The sequence below is a fragment of the Salinivibrio sharmensis genome, from assembly GCF_001995985.1.
In the GTDB taxonomy this organism is placed as follows: domain Bacteria; phylum Pseudomonadota; class Gammaproteobacteria; order Enterobacterales; family Vibrionaceae; genus Salinivibrio; species Salinivibrio sharmensis.
The window spans coordinates 16,436-38,925 of sequence record NZ_MUFC01000015.1 but is presented as its reverse complement, the minus strand read 5'-3'; the positions used below and the strand labels follow the sequence as shown (position 1 = coordinate 38,925).

19 protein-coding genes are annotated in these 22,490 nt (G+C 51.1%); 12 read left to right on the top strand and 7 right to left on the bottom strand.

The window, feature by feature from the left end; genetic code table 11:
• Positions 1-86: 86 nt before the first annotated feature.
• The 5 genes from doeA to BZG74_RS12635 all read left to right on the top strand — a co-directional run bounded on the left by doeA (position 87) and on the right by BZG74_RS12635 (position 6,218).
• Positions 87-1,274 (top strand): ectoine hydrolase DoeA, encoded by a 1,188-nt coding sequence (gene doeA, locus BZG74_RS12655; RefSeq protein ID WP_077772935.1) that lies wholly within the window; start codon positions 87-89, stop codon positions 1,272-1,274.
• Between the two features lie 157 nt (positions 1,275-1,431).
• Positions 1,432-2,427 carry a N(2)-acetyl-L-2,4-diaminobutanoate deacetylase DoeB gene (gene doeB, locus BZG74_RS12650; protein WP_077772934.1) on the top strand — a complete coding sequence of 332 codons (996 nt, stop codon included), beginning with the start codon at positions 1,432-1,434 and terminating at the stop codon, positions 2,425-2,427.
• 14 nt (positions 2,428-2,441) lie between these two features.
• On the top strand, positions 2,442-2,930 hold the full coding sequence (locus tag BZG74_RS12645) for an Lrp/AsnC family transcriptional regulator (RefSeq protein ID WP_077772933.1): 489 nt from the start codon (positions 2,442-2,444) through the stop codon (positions 2,928-2,930).
• A gap of 292 nt (positions 2,931-3,222) precedes the next feature.
• On the top strand, positions 3,223-4,782 hold the full coding sequence (locus BZG74_RS12640; protein WP_077772932.1) for an NAD-dependent succinate-semialdehyde dehydrogenase: 1,560 nt from the start codon (positions 3,223-3,225) through the stop codon (positions 4,780-4,782).
• A 32-nt stretch (positions 4,783-4,814) separates the two neighbouring features.
• A complete protein-coding gene (locus BZG74_RS12635; RefSeq protein WP_077772931.1) occupies positions 4,815-6,218 on the top strand; it encodes an aspartate aminotransferase family protein in 1,404 nt (467 codons plus the stop codon).
• Between the two features lie 77 nt (positions 6,219-6,295).
• Here BZG74_RS12635 and BZG74_RS12630 read toward each other — a convergent pair whose 3' ends face one another.
• The 3 genes from BZG74_RS12630 to BZG74_RS12620 all read right to left on the bottom strand — a co-directional run bounded on the left by BZG74_RS12630 (position 6,296) and on the right by BZG74_RS12620 (position 8,915).
• Positions 6,296-7,840, bottom strand: a complete 1,545-nt coding sequence (locus tag BZG74_RS12630) for a BCCT family transporter (protein ID WP_077772930.1) — start codon at positions 7,838-7,840, stop codon at positions 6,296-6,298.
• A gap of 184 nt (positions 7,841-8,024) precedes the next feature.
• Entirely contained in the window at positions 8,025-8,456 is a 432-nt protein-coding gene (locus tag BZG74_RS12625; protein ID WP_077772929.1) for a hypothetical protein, read from the bottom strand.
• Positions 8,457-8,615: 159 nt separating this feature from the next.
• Positions 8,616-8,915, bottom strand: coding sequence for a DUF6916 family protein (locus BZG74_RS12620; RefSeq protein ID WP_077772928.1), 300 nt, complete (start codon positions 8,913-8,915; stop codon positions 8,616-8,618).
• An 868-nt stretch (positions 8,916-9,783) separates the two neighbouring features.
• Here BZG74_RS12620 and BZG74_RS12615 point away from each other — a divergent pair.
• The 4 genes from BZG74_RS12615 (at position 9,784) to BZG74_RS12600 (ending at position 15,070) form a co-directional block, all read left to right on the top strand.
• Positions 9,784-10,389 (top strand): TetR/AcrR family transcriptional regulator, encoded by a 606-nt coding sequence (locus tag BZG74_RS12615; RefSeq protein ID WP_101494706.1) that lies wholly within the window; start codon positions 9,784-9,786, stop codon positions 10,387-10,389.
• A 203-nt stretch (positions 10,390-10,592) separates the two neighbouring features.
• Positions 10,593-11,750: an iron-containing alcohol dehydrogenase gene (locus BZG74_RS12610; protein ID WP_077772926.1), complete on the top strand. Its 1,158-nt coding sequence runs from the start codon at positions 10,593-10,595 to the stop codon at positions 11,748-11,750.
• Positions 11,751-11,826: 76 nt separating this feature from the next.
• Positions 11,827-12,849 (top strand): NADP-dependent oxidoreductase, encoded by a 1,023-nt coding sequence (locus BZG74_RS12605; protein WP_077772925.1) that lies wholly within the window; start codon positions 11,827-11,829, stop codon positions 12,847-12,849.
• Between the two features lie 253 nt (positions 12,850-13,102).
• Positions 13,103-15,070: a sensor histidine kinase gene (locus BZG74_RS12600; RefSeq protein WP_077772924.1), complete on the top strand. Its 1,968-nt coding sequence runs from the start codon at positions 13,103-13,105 to the stop codon at positions 15,068-15,070.
• A 22-nt stretch (positions 15,071-15,092) separates the two neighbouring features.
• Here the strand turns inward: BZG74_RS12600 and BZG74_RS12595 are convergent, their stop codons facing one another.
• Entirely contained in the window at positions 15,093-16,028 is a 936-nt protein-coding gene (locus BZG74_RS12595; protein ID WP_077772923.1) for an aminoimidazole riboside kinase, read from the bottom strand.
• 27 nt (positions 16,029-16,055) lie between these two features.
• The gene (locus BZG74_RS12590) at positions 16,056-17,489 is read right to left on the bottom strand and encodes a sucrose-specific PTS transporter subunit IIBC (RefSeq protein ID WP_077772922.1); all 1,434 of its coding nucleotides are present in this window, start codon (positions 17,487-17,489) and stop codon (positions 16,056-16,058) included.
• Between the two features lie 282 nt (positions 17,490-17,771).
• On the opposite strand from BZG74_RS12590, the gene BZG74_RS12585 reads away from it, so the two are divergent.
• The 3 genes from BZG74_RS12585 (at position 17,772) to BZG74_RS12575 (ending at position 21,469) form a co-directional block, all read left to right on the top strand.
• The gene (locus tag BZG74_RS12585) at positions 17,772-18,764 is read left to right on the top strand and encodes a LacI family DNA-binding transcriptional regulator (protein WP_077772921.1); all 993 of its coding nucleotides are present in this window, start codon (positions 17,772-17,774) and stop codon (positions 18,762-18,764) included.
• 101 nt (positions 18,765-18,865) lie between these two features.
• On the top strand, positions 18,866-20,551 hold the full coding sequence (locus tag BZG74_RS12580) for a glycoside hydrolase family 32 protein (RefSeq protein WP_077772920.1): 1,686 nt from the start codon (positions 18,866-18,868) through the stop codon (positions 20,549-20,551).
• 222 nt (positions 20,552-20,773) lie between these two features.
• Positions 20,774-21,469, top strand: a complete 696-nt coding sequence (locus tag BZG74_RS12575) for a VC0807 family protein (RefSeq protein ID WP_077457203.1) — start codon at positions 20,774-20,776, stop codon at positions 21,467-21,469.
• Between the two features lie 63 nt (positions 21,470-21,532).
• On the opposite strand, the gene BZG74_RS12570 is transcribed toward BZG74_RS12575, so the two are convergent.
• Positions 21,533-21,748: a TIGR02450 family Trp-rich protein gene (locus BZG74_RS12570; protein WP_077458442.1), complete on the bottom strand. Its 216-nt coding sequence runs from the start codon at positions 21,746-21,748 to the stop codon at positions 21,533-21,535.
• A gap of 112 nt (positions 21,749-21,860) precedes the next feature.
• Entirely contained in the window at positions 21,861-22,394 is a 534-nt protein-coding gene (locus BZG74_RS12565) for a DUF6817 domain-containing protein (RefSeq protein ID WP_077772958.1), read from the bottom strand.
• Between the last annotated feature and the right edge of the window lie 96 nt (positions 22,395-22,490).

Genomic DNA, 22,490 nt, shown 5'->3' with positions numbered 1-22,490 from the left:
TAATCATACTTGATCCAAGTTTGATTACCGGTCAGTAGTACGTTTTATAAGCGCCACAGTCGTGGTATTGAACAGGAGTCATGCGTATGAGCGACGTTGTATTGAAGTTCTCTCACGAAGAATACAGCGCCCGTTTAGCCAAGGTTCGCTATGCCATGGAAGAACAAGAAATCGACACCTTGTTAGTGCACGATCCGTCCAACATGGCGTGGCTAACCGGTTACGATGGCTGGTCTTTCTATGTGCCTCAGTGCGTCGTTATTGGCGCAACGGGTGACCCGCTGTGGTTCGGCCGTATCCAAGACGCTAACGGTGCATTGCGCACTGTTTACATGAGCGCTGAATGCATTACTTACTATCCTGACCATTATGTGATGAACCCTCCCCTCCACCCCATGGAGTATTTGGCAAACTATGTGCTCGCCGAGCGCTATTGGGATCGCGGCCGCATTGGCGTTGAGAAAGATAACTACTATTTCAGTGCCACCGCGTTTGAATCGCTCAAAGAACATCTGCCCATGGCGACCTTGGTTGATACCACTGGACTGGTCAATTGGTGTCGCGCGGTCAAATCTGATCAAGAGCTGACCTACATGCATACCGCCGCGCGGATCGTGGAGAATATGCATCGTGTCGCCTTTGAGATGATTGAACCGGGTTTACCCAAGCACCTACTGGTAGCCGAAATCAATAAACACGCGGTGGTTGGCCACGATGGTCACTTTGGTGATTACGCGGCGATTGTTCCCATGCTCCCTTCGGGCGGTGATGCTGCTGCGCCTCATCTCACTTGGGATGATCGTCCCTTTAAACGTGGCGAAGGAACCTTCTTCGAAATCGCTGGGGTGCACCGTCGCTATCACTGCCCACTCTCTCGCACTATCTTCTTAGGAGAGCCGGGCTATGAATTTTTGCGTGCTGATGAGGCTTTACAGGCCGGTCTCGAAGCAGGTCTCGCGGTCGCCAAGCCTGGCAACACATGCGGAGACATTGCCAACGCCCTCAACGATGCCTTGTTACGCTATGGGTTTGATCGAGAAGGCGCGCGCTGTGGATATCCGATAGGATTAAGCTATCCACCCGATTGGGGCGAGCGCACCATGAGCTTGCGCCCAAGCGATCAGACGATGCTGCGTGAGGGAATGACCTTTCACTTTATGCCAGGGTTGTGGATGAAAGACTGGGGTATCGAAACCACAGAAAGCATTGTGATCACCCGTGATGGTGCGCAAACTTTGTGCGATCTACCGCGCCAATTGTTTGTCAAACATTAGCTTGGTACAACGAGTCAGAAACGGGGTACCCTGCTTGTGCCCTTTTCTGTTCAGCCTGATTATTGTTTTTAGCTACACTCATAAGGTGATGATTTAAAGATTAAACTTTACCCGTTTCCGCCGGATTGAGCGTCACAACAGATCACAAGGAGAGGTTATGGAACCCACCGCAATTGAAGCCACCGTCGATTTTCATGCCGATGGTGTACAGCATGGCTTTCTTAAACTGCCTCATTCACACGACCAATCCGCTTGGGGCTGTGTCACCATTCCGATCACTGTGATTAAAAACGGCGAGGGAAAAACGGCTCTACTCACAGGCGGCAATCATGGGGATGAATACGAGGGCATTACTGCATTACTCAATACCTGCCACCAACTGATGCCCAGTGATATCAAAGGCCGGGTGATTATATTGCCAATGATGAACGCGCCCGCAGTAACCGCAGGCACGCGTACCTCGCCTTGGGATCAAGGCAACATGAACCGCGCCTTTCCCGGCTCGCCCACTGGCAGTGTCACAGAGCAAATTGCCGATTACTTCACTCGATATTTGATCCCGCAATGTGATACCGCGCTTGATATTCATTCTGGGGGGAAAACCTTGGATCTGATTCCTTATGCCGCGTCTCATCGTTTAGAAAACCTGCAACAAGCAGAAGCCTGTGCGGAAGGCGCGCGCTTATTCGGTGCACCGTATCAAGTACAAACCACCGAAATGGATGCCACCAGCATGTACGACACAGCCGTGGAGCAGCAAGGGAAAGTGTTTGTGACTACCGAACTGGGAGGCGGTGGCACCAGTACACCTGATTCTATCGCCATTACTCAGCGCGGTATTCATAACTTTTTAGTGTTTTCGGGCATTCTACAAGACGATTATCGCCACCCACCGGCCGCGCCCGTCAAGCTCGAGCTACCCGACAAACACTGCTATGTGCAAAGTGAACACGCAGGCATTATTGAGTTCTGTGTGCACTTGGGCGATACCATCAAAAAAGGCGATTTGATTGGTAAAGTGCATAATATCGAGCGCACTGGCACCGAGCCTGTTCCCTACTATGCCGAACGCGACGGCATACTCCTGGCCAAACGTCACTTGGGACGGATTTATATCGGCGACACCTTTGCGGTGATTGCCGAACCTGTTTAGTTAACGGAGGTGCCATGAAGCTGGATAAATTTGATATCAAAATCTTGCAGATCTTGCAGCAAGATGGCCGTATAACCAAATCTAACCTTGCACAGGCCATCAATCTGTCTGTGAGCCCTTGTTGGGAGCGAGTCAAACGGCTCGAGCAAGCAGGTGTCATCGAAGGCTATGGCGCACGTATCAACCCAGACGCAGTGGTCAAACTTAACACCGTGCTGGTCGAAATCACTCTTGGCCAGCACGATGTCGACAGCTTTCAACGCTTTGAGCGCGCTATGCAAGCCTGCGACGATGTCAAAGAGTGTTGGGCAACGGGCGGCGGGATTGATTATATTGTTCGGCTTGGTGTCACCGATATTGATTATTATCAGCGCCTTATCGATAGCTGGTTGACTGACGATCTTGGCATCAAACAATACTACACCTACATCGTAACCAAGCAAGTGAAACGCCCCGCTCTTACCTTACCGCTTGAAACGCCAGACATTGCTGCTAATGGTTAAACCAGACTTATCCTTGCTTGCGCATGCTCAATGACGCTCGCGCATGCGTTGTTAACCTCTGAGTAATACCTGTCACCTGTCACCTGTCACCTGTCACCTGTCACCTGTCACATTATCACGGCAAATACCCGTTTCTCTTGTGACCAGAAAATTTTCTCCTGCTATTGCGCGGTTTCAGAAAAAATTTCATCAATTCGGCGTTTGAACAAAAAACCTCTTTTTCGCTCATTGCATACATTATCAGTATGCAAACGCTGACAGGCAGCGTGGCGATTTTGAATCAGGAGGGAGTATGACCGTATTCCAATCACGCGATCTTAACTACACTGGCAGCGCAGCCAATGCATTGCGCCACGACGTCGCCGGCAAAGCCAGCTCCGACGTGCTTGCCTACCTCGACGATCAGCGTCTTTTTCGCCAGCTCGCCTATTGCAACGGCAAATGGGTCAATGGTGATTCAGATACACCGGTGCTCAACCCGGCAACGGGAGAAATCCTCGGCTACACCGCATCACTCAACGCCACACAAATCAATCAAGCCATTGATGACGCCGACACCGCTTTCCATCTGTGGCGTGCCGAGTCCGCCGAAACGCGCGCCAGGCTACTAATGAAATGGCATGACCTCATCATGGACAACCAACACGATCTCGCGCATTTGATGGTGCTCGAGCAAGGCAAAACGCTGCGCGACGCCGAGGGGGAGATAGAGTACGGTGCCTCGTTCATTCGCTGGTTTGCCGAAGAAGCTAAACGTGTCTATGGCGAAACCATGCCCAGCCATATTCCCAACGCCCACCTAGCGACATTGCGTGAGCCCATTGGGGTGGCAGCTTTAATCACGCCATGGAACTTTCCCAATGCGATGATCACTCGTAAAGCAGCGGCCGCCCTCGCCATCGGCTGTAGTGTGATCGTCAAGCCTGCGGACGAGACGCCTTTCTCTGCCCTGGCGTTGGCCGAACTGGCCGAACGTGCTGGGATCCCTGCCGGTGTATTTAACGTGATTATGGGCGACGCGCCCATGGTCTCTACCCAGCTTTGTCAAAGTGACAAAGTTAAAGCGCTAAGCTTTACCGGCTCAACACGTGTCGGCCGATTATTGCTCGAGCAAAGCGCGCAAACCGTGAAAAAATGTGCCATGGAACTTGGTGGTAACGCCCCCTTCATTGTGCTGCCTGATATGGATATTCAACAAGCAGCGCGCGCGGCCATCGATGCCAAGTTTCAAACGTCAGGGCAAGATTGTTTGGCTGCCAACAAAATTTTAGTGCCACGCGACAAACACCAGGCCTTTGTTGATGCCTTCGCCGCGTTAATGGATGAGCTCGAAGTGGGCAATGGCTTGCTGCCCAGTACCGATATTGGCCCATTGATTTCATCTCGTGCCGTGGATAAGGCGCAAGCGATTGTCGATGACGCCATTGCCAAAGGGGCAACCGTTGTAGGCGGTAAGCTCAACCCCAACCTCGGTGAAAACTTCTTTGCCCCTACGCTTATCACCAAAGTGACGCCGGATATGTTGGTGTATCAAGAAGAAAATTTTTGCCCCGTAGCAGGCGTGATTGCCTACGACAATCTGGATGAGGCGATTGCGATGGGCAACGATACCGAGTATGGACTCTCAGCCTATGTCTACGGCAATGATATTCGTGATATTTGGCGCTGTCTGCGCGGCCTTGAGGTCGGCATGGTCAGTGTCAACTCAGTGAAGATGACTGGCCACCCGATTCCCTTTGGTGGCGTCAAACAGTCGGGCTTAGGCCGTGAAGGAAGCCGCTATGGCATCGACGAATTTAGTGAAATCAAATACTACTGTTTAGGTGGCTTGCCCACGGTGAGCGGCAGCTAATTCAGGTTTGCTGACGGATAAGGAGACTGATCATGCGTCCAGAAACAAAAGCCTTGTTGGAAAAAGACAGAAACACCGTATTCCACGCCTCAACGCACTTAAAGCAGTATGCGCATGGAGAGATGCCAGGGCGAGTGATTGAAACAGGTAAAGGCATTCGCATTACCGATTCAGAGGGCATTGAGCTGATTGACGGCTTCGCTGGCCTCTACTGCGTCAATATCGGCTATGGCCGTGAAGAAATGGCCGATGCCATTTATGAGCAAGCGAAAAAGCTCGCGTATTACCACACCTATGTTGGCCACACCAACGAAGCGCTGGTGACGCTGTCAGAGCGGCTGATCAACATGGCACCCGGCATGAGTAAAGTCTATTACGGTATGTCAGGTAGTGATGCCAATGAGTCACAGCTCAAAATTGTATGGTATTACAACAATGCGCGGGGCAAACCTGAGAAGAAGAAAATCATCTCACGAGATCGAGGGTATCACGGCTCCAGTGTGGCATCAGGATCACTTACGGGGTTACCCCTGTTCCATGCGCACTTTGATCTGCCCATTGAGCGCATCAAACATACTATGGCTCCCTACTATTATCGCCGTGAAGACAGCGGCATGACCGAGCCTGAATTCGCACAACATTGTGCCGATGAACTGGAGAAAATGATCCTCGCAGAGGGACCCGATACGGTTGCAGCTATGATTGCCGAACCGGTACTCGGTACCGGTGGCATCGTACCACCCCCCGAGGGTTACTGGGCGGCGATTCGTAAGGTGCTGGATAAATATGACGTCCTGCTGATCGCCGATGAAGTGGTGTGCGGTTTTGGCCGTATTGGGAGTGATTTTGGCTCTATCTACTACGACATGAAGCCTGATCTAATTACCGTTGCCAAAGGATTAACCTCCGCTTATCAACCGCTCTCTGGGGTGATGATCGGTCACCGGGTATGGGATGTTTTGGAAGACGGCACCGATGCATGGGGCGCGATTGGCCATGGTTACACCTACTCTGGCCACCCACTGGGTGCGGCAGCCGCGCTGTGTAACCTCGATATCATCGAGCGCGAGAACCTGACTCAGAATGCCGCGACCACAGGTGAGTATCTGCAAATGAAAATGAAAGCCGCCTTCGCGGACCATCCATTGATTGGTGACAGCCGTGGTGTCGGTTTGCTCCATGCTCTTGAGTTTTCACCCGATCGCACCAACCGCAGCCACTTTGACCCCAACCTAAAAGTAGGGCCACAAATCGCCGCCGCGTGTATGGAGCAAGGCCTAATTGCACGCGCGATGCCACATGGCGATATACTTGGTTTTGCCCCACCCTTGGTGGTGACCCCCAACGAGGTGGATGAGATTGTCGCCAAGGCGCAAGTCGCTGTCGATAAGGTGATGGATAAACTCGTCACCAGCGGACAATGGCAGCCCAAATAGCGCGATGATTCCTATCCATTAAGCAAAAAAAAGCGCCGACAATTCGGCGCTTTTCTCATTAATAGACTCAAGTCTTACTAGCTGGCAGTCGCCGGCTGTAATGCCAAGTTGGCTTCTTTTTCTTGCTGCATCCGCATCACCGCAATCGGGCCGGTGATAAAGGTAAAGGCAATCAAGAAAGACACAGGCACTGCAGTAATCACGATAAACGACTGCAAGGCATTCAAGCCACCGTCTCCGGCAAGCAGCAGTACACCGGCAACCACACCCATCACAATCGCCCAGAACAGACGATGACGGCGAGTTGGCTGGTTGTCACCTGATACGGCCATCGCAATCGAGTAAGCCATCGAATCGCCCGTGGTCGCCACGAAGGTGGTAGTCAGCAACATAAAGGCTGGGATCAGAACCACGCTGTAAGGCAGCTGCGATAGCGAGGCAATCAAGATAGCTGGCAAGCCTGCATCATTCATTGGGCCAGAAATGCTGCCAGGTGATTGCAACTCATAAAAGATACCCGTACCGCCTAGTACCGAGAACCAGAAGTTAGTCGCAATCGGCGCACAAATCGCAACGGCGAAGATCAGCTCACGAATCGAACGGCCTTTCGAGATGCGTGCAATAAAGATTGCCATCATCGGCGCAAAGCCAATAAACCAACCCCAGAAGAACCATGTCCACCATGCGTTCCAGCTACCGTTATCGGTATTCAGTGCTAGCGTGTGCATATTGTTGAGGTAATAGCTAAAGCCTGAGCCAAACTGCTCAAAGATAAAGCCTGTTGGGCCAAGTAGGATCACTACGCCTAACAATACCGCTGCACCGATTACGTTCATCCGGCTTAACCATTGCAAGCCTTTATCCATCCCGGTAAACGCGGAGATAGAATAAATCGCGACAACGGCGGCCAAAATCAGCATCTGCATTGGCATGGTGTTCTCGATACCGACAAAGCTTTCTAGGCTGTAACCAAGCTGAGTGGCCAAAAAGCCAATCGGACCGATGGTACCGGCAGCCACAGCAATGATAGAGCAGGCATCAATCACAGAGCCTAACCAGTGGTTTTCTAGCTTGTCACCGAGTAGCGGATACAAAAGCGCACGAGGACGCAGGCGCACACCCGCTTGGTGATGGGCATACATAAGTACGATGGTTGCCAAGGTACCTAACACCGCCCAGGCTAAAAAGCCCCAGTGGAAAAAGCTTTGGCTTAAAGCAGGGGCGACGGTTTCCATCACGCCCGCTTCCATCTCACCTAGCGCCGGGGGTGGCGTCATGAAGTGATAAATAGGTTCAGCCGCTGACCAGAACACACCACCGCCGGCAAGCAGGGTACACATGATCATCGCAACCCAACGGAAACGACTCATTGAGACGGTATCCGTGGCACCGAGTTTCAATTTACCAAATTTACTGCCGCCAATAGCAAGCGCCAGTACGAAATTGATCACCATTAACCACTGCCACCAGTAACCAAAAAGATTGGCAGACTCAGCAAACAGAGACTGGATAACAGATGAGAAGTGTTTCAGGTCAAACAGGGCAAAGGCAAGGAAGACAGCAACAAAGCCGATGGTAAATACGGCAACGAGACGGTCATTATTTTGTGTAGATTTAAGCATTAGTTCGCTCACAAGGTGTGTGAGGGACGGGACTCTATCAGTGTGGCGAATGAATGACCAGAACAAATTGTTACAGTCAAAGAAGGAAAAAACGTGACAAGCATCACCTATTCAGCCGTGGCGGGGGCTGAATAGGAATATGACATTTTTGTTAAATGGACAAAACTTACCCAACACTGTTTTGTCACGCTGGCGCTTTCGATTTCTCTGTCTTACTCGTCTTACCCGTTTCGAGCACTTTTTTATGCAACACCACGGTAGCGCGATACAGTTTAGGGTGGACCTGAGACTCGCCTTTTTTTGCACGATTACATGCCGAAATCACTGCCGCCGTTATGCAAGCGGCCACTTTCAGCTGTCCAAGCTGATAGGCATAGTTAGCAACCTTTATCGCCATAAAAATCGATTGGTCGCTGTGCTTATAATTGCGCACGGCAAATTTTTCGAACCGAAGAAAGTCTTTGTGATAACCCTTTAGAATACGATCAACGTGGCGATCGTAATACTTCTTGTACTTGGCGTAACTCCCTTTGGGGTTACTCGCCATGATATCTCTCACCCAGACAGACGATTGCAGCTGTTCTTTATCAAATAAGCCACTCAGCCAGGCAAACATAAACCCTCCCTACTGCTAGCTTAGCGGTCTTATTCTACTCAATTTCCGTGACTAATCTATGAAAAGGCGAAAGTAACTCATTGACTGGCGGTTATTTAATCAGCACTGAACGCTACCCGCGAACACACTTAACGGGTAGCGGCTAATGATAAAGGACGGTTAGGCTTGGGTATTAATGTTGATGGTGTAGGTGGCGTCCCCGACGGGGAGCATATGTAGGATCTGCTCTCCAAGCGCTGGATGGGTAAGCAGGTAATTGCCTTGCGGAAAGCGGGTATCGTCCGGCCCTTTCAATACCAAGCTGAAGTTTTCGACCGTGTGTCCGCCTACCTCATCACCGTGGCCAGGATGGGTGTCGACACGCGCCAACGTCATTGTATATTCCGTATCCGTTCCATCAATGAGCGTGATTGTTTCATCAATCAATTCATTGACATGCTGGAAAGATAGTACATTCATCGTCCCTCCCGCGCCCTCTCCTGGGTGACTGCGCTTGTTCAAGCATTACTGTTAAGATTAGATGAAAAATTCGACAATGCACAATAGCTTAGTGATTTTTCCAATCGCTTATAACGACAAAAGGCAACCCATCGGTTGCCTTACTCACGCTTGATCACACCGACCCAGCTGCTTTAACTTGGCGGGTCTTATTGGACTTCGTTTTGTAGTAATACCACAAACGTCTGCTTTTGTTGTTCATCGAACACCTCTCTATCAGATTAATGAACGATATTAATGCCTAACGCCGAATACGACGCCAATCCATAGTCTTATATTATTTCGTTCCGGAAAGCAAATTCGATCACTGTCAGGCAGCGATAAGGAGAGAAAACAGACGGATCAGGGCGCTAAATACGCATCCCATGTGTTAGGCGACAAGTCCACAAAAGAGAAAGCCGCTCTGCTGAGCGGCTTCAAGATGCATTCCTTGTTGGTTGTTGGTCAATGAACCTATTTTTACATTGCCCCGTGTGCTCACTACGTTGAGCGTCCTTACCGCATGGTCTTGTGTTAATTGCCTGGCTGGCGGCTAACAAGGTGTCGTCATGGGCGCCTGACATTAACGGGGACTTAACGCATTATGTGGCGCGTCACTGCGCGCTAATCATCTACCAAATTGTGTGTCAGCTCGGCTGACAATTTCAGTAAAGCACACTTTTGCCACTGTGCCACGGCGTGCCGTTTAAATTGTGAACAACGTAATAAATCTGACACAAACTGCGATTTCGCACAGCATACCGGCCTGATTTATGCGACCAAGCCACGCCAAGATAAAAAATTCTCGCATCACTAGACGACCGGTCTAATTTTGATTATGCTACCCCACATGAAATCGAGCAGCACACAAGAAACCAGCACTCACAACGCGACCCACCAACATTTGTTGGAAACGGGCGTGAGCGTCATGGCGCAATTTGGCTTTAGCGGCGTCGGCCTTAGCGCGATACTAAAACAAGCTGGCGTGCCCAAGGGGTCTTTTTACCACTACTTTGCGTCGAAAGAACAATTCGGCCAAGCGGTGTTAGACCACTATTTTGCTTGCTACATTGCCGATGTAAACCGCTTACTGTCAGATAGCACGCTCTCTCCCATTGCACGTGTACACAGCTACTTCAGTCGCTGGCAAGCACAATATTGTAGTTTGGATCCGGTGCAAACTTGTTTGGTCGTCAAGCTGAGTGCAGAGGTGGCGGATTTATCCGAACCAATGCGATTAGCGCTGCGCGATGGCACCGACCAATTAATTGGCAGCCTAGCTGATACCCTTGCACAAGCGGGTGATGTCTTTGACGATAAAACCGCACTGACCACTGCCACGACCTTGTATCAGTTATGGCTAGGCGCAAGCCTACTGACCAAACTGCATCGTAACGACAGTCATCTCACGCAAGCGATGACCATCACCGAAGAAAAGCTCGGGCTGATCGATTAACGACGCTTTGCTGTACCAAGCATCGCTTAAACAACAAATTAATCTCCGATGCGTGGCACTCACGACGGCACTAGTTGTTAGCGCACAGCCACCATCTACTCAAAACCCGCTAAGGCGGGTTTTTAACCGGCATTAACTAGACGACCGGTCTAATTTAAATAAACGCTTGATACCATCAAGCACAATAAAAGGAAGGATGAGCAATGAACAACTTTGAGTTCTACAATCCCACACGTATCGTTTTTGGCGAAGGTAAGATTGCCGAGCTGGATCGGCTCATCCCAGCCGATTCAAAAGTATTGATTCTTTTCGGCGGCCAAAGTGCTCGCAAAAACGGCACCTTGGATGAAGTAGAGCAAGCGCTGGGGCAACGTCAATTTGGCCTGTTTGGTGGCATTGAACCCAACCCGCGCTATGAAACCTTGATGAAAGCCGTCGAGAAAGTCAGCGCCGAAGGCTATGACTACCTCCTCGCCGTGGGCGGCGGCTCAGTGATCGATGGCACCAAATTCGTAGCCGCGGCCGCCAAATATGATGGCGACGCATGGGACATTCTCACCAGCATGGGCGGCAAAGTAGACGCGACACTGCCATTTGGTACCGTGCTCACCCTACCTGCAACCGGCTCTGAGATGAACAAAGGCTCGGTGGTTACCCGTGAGTCGATGCAAGCGAAACTGCCGTTTATGAGCGAGCTGGTCTTCCCCCAGTTCTCAGTGTTGGATCCGGTGAAAACCTACACCCTACCGATCCGCCAAGTGGGGAACGGTGCGGTCGATGCGTTTGTTCACGTGGTTGAGCAATACCTGACCTATCCAGCCAATGCGCCGGTACAAGACCGATTCGCCGAAGGCCTGCTACAAACCCTCGTCGAGCTTGGTCCACAAGCGCTGGAAACACCAGAAGATTACAACGTGCGTGCCAGCCTGATGTGGACAGCCACCTTGGCGCTTAACGGCTTAATTGGCGTGGGTGTCCCACAAGATTGGTCAACCCATATGCTGGGTCACGAGCTTACAGCTCAACATGGCTTAGACCACGCACAAACCCTTGCCGTGGTACTGCCTGCAATGCTTAATGAGAAGTTTGAGCAAAAACAGGCCAAGCTCGCACAATTTGCTGAACGTGTTTGGCATATTGACCAAGGCAGCGACGCCGAAAAAGCACAGCAAGCGATTGAGAAAACGCGCGACTTTTTCGAGCGCATGAACGTGAAAACGCGCATGAGCGATTACGATCTGGATGCAACCGCGATTGAGCCCTTGATCGAAAGCCTGACTCAACACGGCATGACCCAACTCGGTGAACATGGCGATGTTACCCCGGACGTTTGCCGTCGCGTGCTTCAAGCCGCGCTGTAATCGCCGGTTTATTTCATTGCTATTTTGAGGCGCGCTGAATCAGCCGCCTCTTTTCCCAACATCAAGGGAGGAACTAATGTCAGCATTAACCAATCAACGTTTTGTTCTCGCATCGCGCCCGGTTGGCGCGCCCACTACCGAGAACTTTCGCTTAGAAGAAGCCGCCATTCCCGCTCTGAGCAACCAAGATGTACTGATTGAAAATCATCACCTATCGATTGACCCTTACATGCGCGGCCGAATGAGTGATGCCAAATCATACGCTGAACCCGTAGCCATTGATGGCCTGATGGTCGGCGCCACCGTGGGTAAAGTGCTGGAATCTAACCACGCCGATTACCAAGCCGGCGATTGGGTGCTCGCTTACAAAGGTTGGGAAACCCATTCCGTGGTCGACGGCGATACCCTGCTTAAACTTAAACCTGATCTCGCGCCGGTTTCATACGCGCTTGGGATCTTGGGGATGCCCGGCTTCACCGCCTACATGGGCTTATTAGATATCGGCCAACCCCAAGAAGGCGATACCCTTGTCGTCGCCGCCGCAACCGGCCCCGTTGGTGCGACTGTGGCACAAATCGGTAAGCTGAAAGGCTGCCGCGTGGTGGCGATTGCCGGTGGCGAAAACAAGTGCCAATACGCTCGTGAACATCTCAGTGTTGATGCGTGTAATGATCACAAAGCCGATAACTTTGCCGAGCAACTTGCCGACGCCTGTCCGCAAGGCATTGATGTCTACTTTGAAAACGTCGGCGGCAAGGTATTTGATGCGGTGATGCCACTACTTAATACAGGGGCACGTATTCCCGTGTGTGGCTTGGTGTCACAGTACAACAACACCGCCCTGCCAGAGGGCCCAGATCGCCTTTCGCAACTGATGGGCACCATCTTGGTCAAGCGCCTCACCGTAAAAGGTTTCATTATCTTTGACGACTACGCGCACCGTTATCCTGAGTTCGCTCACGACATGGCCAAATGGGTCGGCGAAGGCCAAATCCATTACCGTGAACACGCGGTAGATGGCTTTGAGCAAGCGCCTCAAGCACTGATTGATGTACTTGAAGGCCGCAACTTCGGCAAGATGGTGGTCAATATTAAATAAAGCCTGCTTTATTTCGCAATCCCGAAAACCCTGCCTCCCCCTTAGCGATGGATCGCTAAGGGGGTTTTTATACGTTGATAAAAGTACAGATCTCGCTCAGTGTGTTTGCCATCACAACGCCATCATTACAAAGTCTAAGTCGCCAACTACACTAGAAGGGACGATTCGACCGCCCTCCAAATGATTTGGTAGGACTGGCTACAGATGCTTGTATTGGCACTTGCGTCGGCTGAGAAGAGAGGAAGTATCGACAATGGCCAAACCCGCTCTCATGATCCGCCATCAGATCAACCTTGGATTTGCGTTTGTTCTGATTATGGCATTACTGACGATTTTTGCGGTGGTGGAATGGAAAGTAAAACCCGAGCTTATTGAGCAGCGACAAGAGCGGATCAGCATCAACCAACACGCCCTGCTCGATTTACTCGACGCCAAACTCGGCCAAATTGAACTGTTAACCAGCACCATGGCGTTAGCGGGCACTAGTCTCCCCAAAGATGAAGCCCTGTTCCGCGCCACCTTTCCTGAGATACTCAATAATCATGGCGATCCGGCAATTGCCGGCGGGGGTGTCTGGCCCGAGCCCGGCACATTTACACAAGGGGTGGAGCGGCGCAGTTTTTTCTGGGGCCGAGCAGGCGCGACCATGGAGTACTACGACGATTACAATCATCCAGACGGGAAGGGGTATCACAATGAAAGTTGGTACATAGCGGGACAAACGGCCCCTGCCGATCATTGCAGTTGGTCCAACGCCTATATTGACCCTTTTACCAAAGAGCCGATGATCACCTGCACCGTACCGATGAAAGATGATACGCGCTTTGTGGGTGTCGCCACCGTCGATATGAGGCTTGCCGGCATCTCAGATATTTTGTCTCAATATGGCAAAGAAAACGGCGGCTATGTGTTTGCCCTCGACGGAGACAACAAAGCGATCAGTTTTCCCCAATCAGCCGTCACCTTTCAACCCTACAGGAGCACGCTATGGACGCGAGACGAACTGCAAGTGCAATTACCTTGGCTGCAATCGGCGTTAAAGGCAACCCAAACACTCAACACCAGCCAGCTAATCACGGTAGAAAATGACGGCATATTCAACGAAGCCGCGTATGTCCATTTGATTCGCTACCCTGAAGCCGATTGGGTGATTGGCCTCGCCGTTCCTAAAAGCAAAATGACCGCCGCTGCTGACAACATGGGGTTGTTTTTAATGATAGCGATTGGCGGCTTACTGCTGATTGTCGGTGTCATCGCGACGATCACGGCCCGCAATTTACTGGATAAAATTCGACAAACCACCCATCAGATCCGAGAGCTGATCGATGGCGAAACCACCCAAGCACTCGAGGTGGGGACCCTGAATGAAGTCGGGGAATTACGCCATGCCGTCAACGATTATGGTGATAAACTAAAGGCACTGCTGCTGCAGTTAGAAACACTCCAGGATGAATTGGTTCAGAATGAAAAACTGTCCTCGCTCGGCTCCCTGGTCGCGGGCATCGCACACGAGCTTAATACCCCCATCGGCAACGCACTGATGTCTTCAACCTCCATCTTGTCGAGGAAACAAGACTTTGTTCAACAACTCGAAAAGCCGATCACACGAGACGATTTAGACCAATTTCTCACCCATGTTGAAGATGGGACACGGATTGTTGAACGTAACATGTCACGTGCCTCCGAATTAATCCGGGCATTTAAACAACTGGCCATGGATCAAACCAACGACCACCAGCGCGAGTTTGACCTCCTCCATCTTATCAACGAAGTGCTTCTGTCTTTGCGTCCGACACTTCAGCACTCACCGCACCAGCTCGAGGTCGGTATTCCAGAGGGCATTCTGCTCAACAGCTATCCAGGCGCCCTCACCCAAACCCTGATCAACTTAATTAATAATGCGTTAGTGCATGCATTTACCACGCAAGATCAAGGTCATATTCAAATCCATGCGACTCAAGATTCACACGATCAGGTACATATTACCGTCCAAGATAACGGCGTGGGCATGACGCCAGACGTGCAAAAACACATTTTTGATCCCTTTTATACCACCCACCTCGGTCAGGGCGGATCTGGCCTTGGCTTACATATTACCTTCAACCTCATTACGAGTGTGCTCGGTGGCCGTATTCAGGTAAACAGCAAACCGCAACAGGGCAGTCGCTTCATTGTGACGATTCCACTGACCGCCCCCGAACGTGCTTCGTCGTCTTTATGACGATGGCTGGTAAATGAACATATCATTGTCCAGCCAACTGCAACGCCGTGGGCAAGGCGGTCATTGCGCCTTTTGCTGTGGTGGCCAGTGCGCCACAGCGGTTGCCTTGACGCACAGCTTCCGTTACCGCCTCGGGCGACTGCCAGTCGGGCAACTTGGCAAGGGCTGCCAATAAGCCACCCATAAACGCATCACCAGCGCCAGTGGTATCCACGACCTTGGCGGGTGTTGTCGCCACCTGCCAAAGCGCTCGGTTGAACGCAACTTGTGCACCTTCACTGCCTTGTGTCACCACCCATAACGACACATTGGGTGCGTGCTCGGCTAACGCTGCTAACCTTGCTTTCACTGAGTGCGGGTCGGTAATGAAGGGCTTAGTCAGTAAGGCAAGTTCCTCGTCAGACACTTTAACCACATCCGCCAGCGGCAAGGCTTGCCACACGGTTTCTAGCATTTGCGCCTCGCTTTGCCACAGATCCTCACGCAAATTGGGATCAAAACTGACAAAGCCACCATTATCCCGACACGCATGCATGGCACCGAGCGTGGCCGATCGCGAGGGTTCGTTAGCTAACGCGATGGAGCAAGCATGCAACCACTGCCCTTTTTCGAACAGTGGGAAGTCGTAAGGCTGCACAAACTGATCGGCACTAGGTTTGACCATAAAGGTAAAGCTGCGCTCGCCATGCTCATCAAGATCCACCAATACCGTTGAGGTACGTTGCGTTTCATCGCGATGCATAAATCGCGTATCCACGCTTTCACCCGCCAAGGTATTTTGCATAAAGCGCCCCAGCGGGTCGCCGCCCACTCGACCAATAAAGCCGGTTTCGCCACCCAGCCGAGCAATCGCCACCGCGACATTGGCGGGTGCACCACCCGGACATTTTAGGTAGTGGTGTTCACCCTCTGGGATCAAATCCACCACCGCATCACCGGTGACCCATACCTTACTCATCACACTTGCTCCTCGTTTCACGCTCAATTATGCCGCTGCAGCTTGTGCGTATTTTTTACGCGCACCCAACACATAGGTCACGGAAAACGCCACAACAAAGGCAATCGCCATACCAATGATATAAGGCACCACACCGTCAGGGCGAATCGAAATGATCCCTGGCAGCCCCGCGGCACCCAATGCTTGCGCTTTCACTTTAAAGAAGGTGACAAACGCGCCCGCGCAGGTTGCCCCTACCAGCGCCCCGATAAATGGATAACGATATTTTAGGTTAATACCAAACATTGCCGGTTCAGTGATCCCAAGCAGAGCCGTGACCCCCGCCGGCATCGCAATCCCTTTCGCTTTCACATCCGCGGTTTTCAGCCCAAACGCCAAACAAGCAGCGCCCTGTGCCACATTCGACATCGCGGCAATTGGGAAGATAAAGGTGCCGCCAGTGACCGCAATGTCTGCCAACAGTTGGGTTTCAATCGCGATAAAACTGTGGTGCATCCCGGTGATCACAAACGGCGCATACACAAACCCGAACAACGCACCGCCAATCATCCCAGCCGATTCATACACCCAGTTAAGACCATCGCCGAGCAAAAAGCCGAGATCACGGGTAAATGGACCCACCAAAGTAAAGGTGATCAGGCCGGTGATAAAAATGGCCAGCAACGGGGTCAGCAAGTTATCCAGCACCGAGGGAATAATACGACGTAGCCCTTGCTCGACTTGCGCCAAAATATAGGTGGCGACCAGCACAGGCAGCACCGAGCCTTGGTAACCGACTTTTTCAATCTCAAAACCAAAGATTTCCCACACCGGAATATCGCCGGACACTGCCGCACCGCCAAAGCCCCAGCCATTGAGCAGGTCAGGGTGGACCATTAACATCCCGAGTGCCGCGCCCAAAAAGGGATTAGCGCCAAACTTTTTACTGGCAGAAAATGCTAGCAGTACCGGCAAGAACACAAATGGCGCATTGGCGAAGGTATTGATCATATTGGCCAAGTCGCCCATTTGTGGGTAGGCCTCAATCAAGGACTTGCCATCAACAATCAAGCCTGGTGCAGTGAGGATATTGAAAATCCCCATCAGCAGACCGCCGGCGACAATGGCTGGAATAATGGGAACAAAAATATCTGATAGCCCTTTCACCGCGCGTTGTAGCCAATTTTGCTTTTCCGCTCCAGCCGCCGCCACGTCTTTCGACGACATATCGGATTGGCCGGTCAGTTTGCTGAACTCAGCATAAACACTATTCACAATGCCCGAGCCAAAAATGATCTGTAACTGACCGCTGACCTGAAATTGGCCTTTCACCCCCTCAATCGATTCAATCGCGCTTAAATCCGCCAAGTTATCATCATGGAGTGCGAGTCTTAGCCGCGTGGCACAGTGTGCCGCCGCCGCGATGTTTTCTTTTCCACCCAGTTTATCGAGTAGTTGTTGTGCTATTTTTTGGTAGTTCATGGCTACTTCCCCTGCACGCTCTCACCGTCTTTGCCACCGTCACTTTTATTTTCGTGTGGCGTCACACGCTCCACATTTTCGGGAACGATCCCGAAAATGATGTGCTGAATCCTGTCAAGCATCAAGTATGAGGGCTAATAGCTGTGAGATCGATCAGTAAACCAGAACCTAACCCTCACTTTAAACGTGATAAATGTCACTAAATAAGGGGCTTTCAGGGCGCTATGTTTGCAAAGGTTCCGTAAATGGAACGATCATAGCGCTTCCAGCAAAGGAGAACCCATGGCTAGCTTGAATGATGTCGCCCGTTTAGCGGGTGTTTCCAAATCCACTGTGTCGCGTGTAATTAACCAGGAATATGGCGTAAAACCCGCGACGATTGAGAAGGTGAATCGCGCCATTGAGCAATGCGGCTATGTGGTCAACCAAATCGCTAAGGATTTAAAATCCAGTAAAACCAATCTCATTGGCGTGATTGTGCCGCGTGTTTCCTCACATGCGATGTCAGCCAGTGTCGATGGTCTTAGCCATGTGTTTGATCAAAAAGGGAAACAAGTGCTTCTGGCCAATACTCGGCAAGATGACGCCCGTATTTGTCATTACCTTGATTTGTTCAATCAAAAACGGGTCGAGGGGATTTTGCTGTTTGCCTCTACGCTCAACCCTACCGTGGTACAGGCAATCAAACGCTCGAGTGCACCGGTGGTGGTGATTGGCCAAGACGGCTCCCCCTATAATATTCCCAGCGTGATCCATGATGATTTCCGGGTGGGCTTTTGTGCCGGCGAGCAGCTTATTAACGCGGGTTGCCGACAGGTGGGTTTTCTGGGGGTGCAAGCGGAAGACATTGCGGTTGATCAGCAGCGTTATCAAGGCCTTGAGAGTGCCTTGACCACACTTAGCCAAACGGCTCCCTTGTTCCATTACCAAGGCCAGTTCTCGATTCAATCAGGCCATGTCGCCATGACCGCCATGTTAGCGCAATACCCTGATCTTGATGGCGTATTTTGTGCCACCGACCGCATCGCCATTGGCGCTATCCAAGCCTTGCAAGCACAAGGGATCACCCCTGGACGCACCGTGAAATTGATTGGCGTGGGCGATGATGAGCTTGCCCAAGTGGTGTCGCCAAGCTTATCCACGTTTAACTATGCCTTTGATGCTGCAGGAGAAAGTGGCGCCAAAATGTTGCTCGAATTACTGGAAACCGGGCAAAGCCATGTGTCCAAATTGGTGATGGGCTTTAACTACATTAGCCGCGCTACCTGCCCTTAACACAGCGATCGTTAACCCAATACAGAGAAATTTTACTTGCGCCACCGCCGTCTTATTCGCTATTTTTGGAACGTTCCCGAAAATAAAATTGGTACGGATAGATGGAAATAACCCCAACAGGCCTGGTTGACGCATGTGGTGGCGCCGACAATGTACGTCGCGTATTGCGTCATCAAAACAAGGTGATCATTGAGCTCAGCGCGCTTGAGCGTGTCAATCAAGACGCCTTACCCATCCATGCGATTGACGTGTCGCTGCGCCAAATCACGCTTGATCAGCCAATCGATGAAGGGGTGCTAGCTGCACTGGGACGCCTTATCGACCAAAACCTGCGTGAACAAGCCGCGCCTCGCTATTCACCAACTAAAAGCATTGATTTCCATCGTCCTGCTTGGCACATCAGTCCCCCTCAAGGACTGCTCAATGACCCCAATGGATTTATTTACTTTCAAGGCCACTATCATCTTTTTTATCAGTGGTACCCGTTTGCCTGTGAGCACAAAGATAAATTCTGGGTACATCTCATCAGCCCTGATGGGGTGCAATGGCACACCGCACCGCTCTGCCTCACTCCCAGTGATTGGTATGACAGCCATGGGGTATTTTCAGGCCACGCCATGGTGATGGATGACGCCCTCTGGCTTTATTATACTGGCAACACCCGCATTGGCCCCGAGCGTTTGCGCCAAACCACCCAGTGTGTGGCACGCTCAACCGACGGTATTCACTTTGAAAAACTCGGCCCAGTGATTGATGCCCCACCGTCTGGCGTGACCGAGCATATTCGCGATCCCAAAGTCATTCACGACGGCAAAAAATATCGGATGCTACTGGGTGCGCAACGTGAAGATAAAATAGGTCGCCTGGCGCACTACTCCTCTACCGATGGCCTTACGTGGCACTATGACGGACTAAGCGGTGATAGCTTGGGCGAGCATGGTTATATGTGGGAGTGCCCGGATCTGTTCCAATTAAACGAGCAATGGGTTTGTATTCTCTGCCCACAAGGCAGCCCTTCACCAACGCCCGATCATCATGTTCCTCATCACAATGGTTACGCCAAAGCCACGCTAGAAGCGGACGACATCACGCTTGATAACTGGCAAGTGCTGGATCATGGGTTTGATTTTTACGCCCCGCAGACGGCGCAGACCCCGGACAATAAACGCATGCTCATTGCTTGGATGGGCCTGCCAGACGAAACAAACCAACCTAGCCTCGCCGCCGACTGGCTTCATCAGTTGACGTGTCCTCGCGAGTTACATTGGGAAAATGGGCAACTTTATCAGCGCCCTGCTACCGCGCTACAAAGCTTACGAGGCCCTCAGCAACTTTTGCTGATTAACACCGAATGCCACTCAACCACGGTGGATTTAGGCACCAAGCAGTTTGAGCTCAACACCACACTGCCCATTCCAGCCAGCGGCCAATACACGTTATATTTTCACAGCCGCAGCGGCATGATGACGCCAGCCTCATCCGGTTGTGCCCTCACCATTAACGGTGACAGCCGCACCCTAACACTGGATAGAAGCGCAAGCCTCGCCACAGAAGGCGATACCCGCCGCTGTATTCACTTGCCTGAGCAGTTGGAGGAGTTACCGCTACAAGTTCTCGCCGATACCAGCTCATTGGAGTTCTTTATCGCCGGCGGCCAGTGGACGATGACCAGCCGTTACTTTAGCGCCGTGGATGCAACCTTTTTAGCACTGACACGCGGTCACCACGACACGCCTTTGCCAAAACAGATGGATTGGTATGCGTTGAAAAGCGCCAGTGTTAGGTGAGTAGATGGGGATGTGAGAATAAAGGCAGGGCTCTCGCAAAGAAGCATTGCCCAGTGGTCCTGAAGAGGGGGTTACCTCTAACCACTCACTGGCATTGCTTCTTTGGGTTTCACACATAGTTACACAACGATGCGCGTTTGTGCTTTACATCGATTGCGGGTCGATGAACACTGCTTGGCAGAGTATAATGACACCGATATCACCTAGAGTTAGTCACACATTATGAGCAATACCACCGCGAAAAAGCCGAGTCCCTTGTTTGAGATCCTGTTCAACGTTTTCATCCCCTCGATCATCCTGATGAAGTTGAGCGGCGATGAATACCTAGGTACAGCCATGGCACTGGTCGTCGCTTTGGCCTTCCCTCTCGCTTACGGCGGGATGGATCTGGTCCGTAACCAAAAATTCAATTTTATCGCAGCACTGGGTTTTATCAGCGTATTACTAACAGGTGGGATTGGTCTACTCGAGCTCGATACCCGTTGGTTAGCCCTAAAAGAAGCGCTGATCCCCGGCATTATTGGCTTGGCGGTGTTAGGGTCAACCTTTACCCGCTACCCACTGATGCAGAAGTTAATTCTGAATGACACCGTGCTCAATCTCTCGTTGATCAATCAGCGGTTAAAAGAGAGCGGGCAATCCGCTGCCTTTGAGCGCTGTTTGATGTGGTCAAACTATCTGTTCGCCAGCACCTTTGTGTTCTCATCGGCGATGAACTACTTCCTTGCCACGTGGATTGTCACCAGCCCTGCCGGCACGCCCGCGTTTAACGAGGAGCTAGGCAAGATGACGCTGTACAGCTACCCAATGATTGCTATCCCTAGCATGTTGATGATGTTTGGCATCTTTTACTACATTTGGCGCCAGATACGCGCGATGACATCGCTAGAAACAGAGCAAATCTTCCATTTGAAATAACACGCGCCACGCGTGACGTTCAGAACAGATCAAAAAAGGGAGGATAGCCTCCTCCCTTTAGTATCACTTCCACCCTTGACGCCACTTCTCGTCACTTTTGAGCTCACGCCAGTCAATAGGATATTCTTTTTTCGACAGCACCGACTCAAGCACGCATAACACCACCACTCCGTCTTCATCATACTCAACGTCGGAGACCAAAAAGTGCTTCTCACGATTAATGGGTTTAACCGCCGTCCACTTGCTATTTCGTAACTTAGCTGGATTGATTTGATTCACGCTCACCCCGTTAGATACTGCGTCGGTTAAAAACAACGATCTCCATTACGAACGTGGTTCGGTTTGGTTCAGTGGTTGGGGGTGGTGTGCTGATGTTAGTATCGAAGAGTTATTATGCAAAACCCGATAAAGCTGACTTATAGGCCTTTCTAGCCTCATCGCTTAAAAAGCTGTCCATGCTCTGAAACAACGTCCAAAGCTCAGCGCCGTGCTGAAGTTTAAAGTCGTTGCTGCTATATACTAGCTCTAGTTCGTTAGCGACAGTTAACTCACAAAACAGCCTCGCGATTTTATCTTCAAGTTTGAAACATGAACCACTAAACCTGTCTTTAAACTCTATCTCAGCCCTTTGACCAAACTGAGGAAAAACATAGTCTCGGTCACATGAACAATATAAATAAACTAATGCCTCTTCTTCCCGACCAATCACCTGTGCGATTTCTTGACGCTGTTGCAGTGAAACCATTTTCTCATCGAAACCCGCCGTACCATACGCTGCATGAAAAAGGCCTGCTGTTTGAAGTAGCTCGGCGCTCCCCCAACGGGCTAAAAGGCTCGCCGTTCCTTTTAAATGCGATTCCAATGACCCATTGAGATGTCGAAAGTCTCCTGCACCAAGCTGTTGAAGAGCCCTAAATTTGTCCATAAAGCGAATTCCCTGTACTAGGTCATAGTTGACGGTTTGTTTCACATAGCGTTTTTTCCTTTCCCTCGCTACTGCGTGGGAACGAGAAAAGTGTCA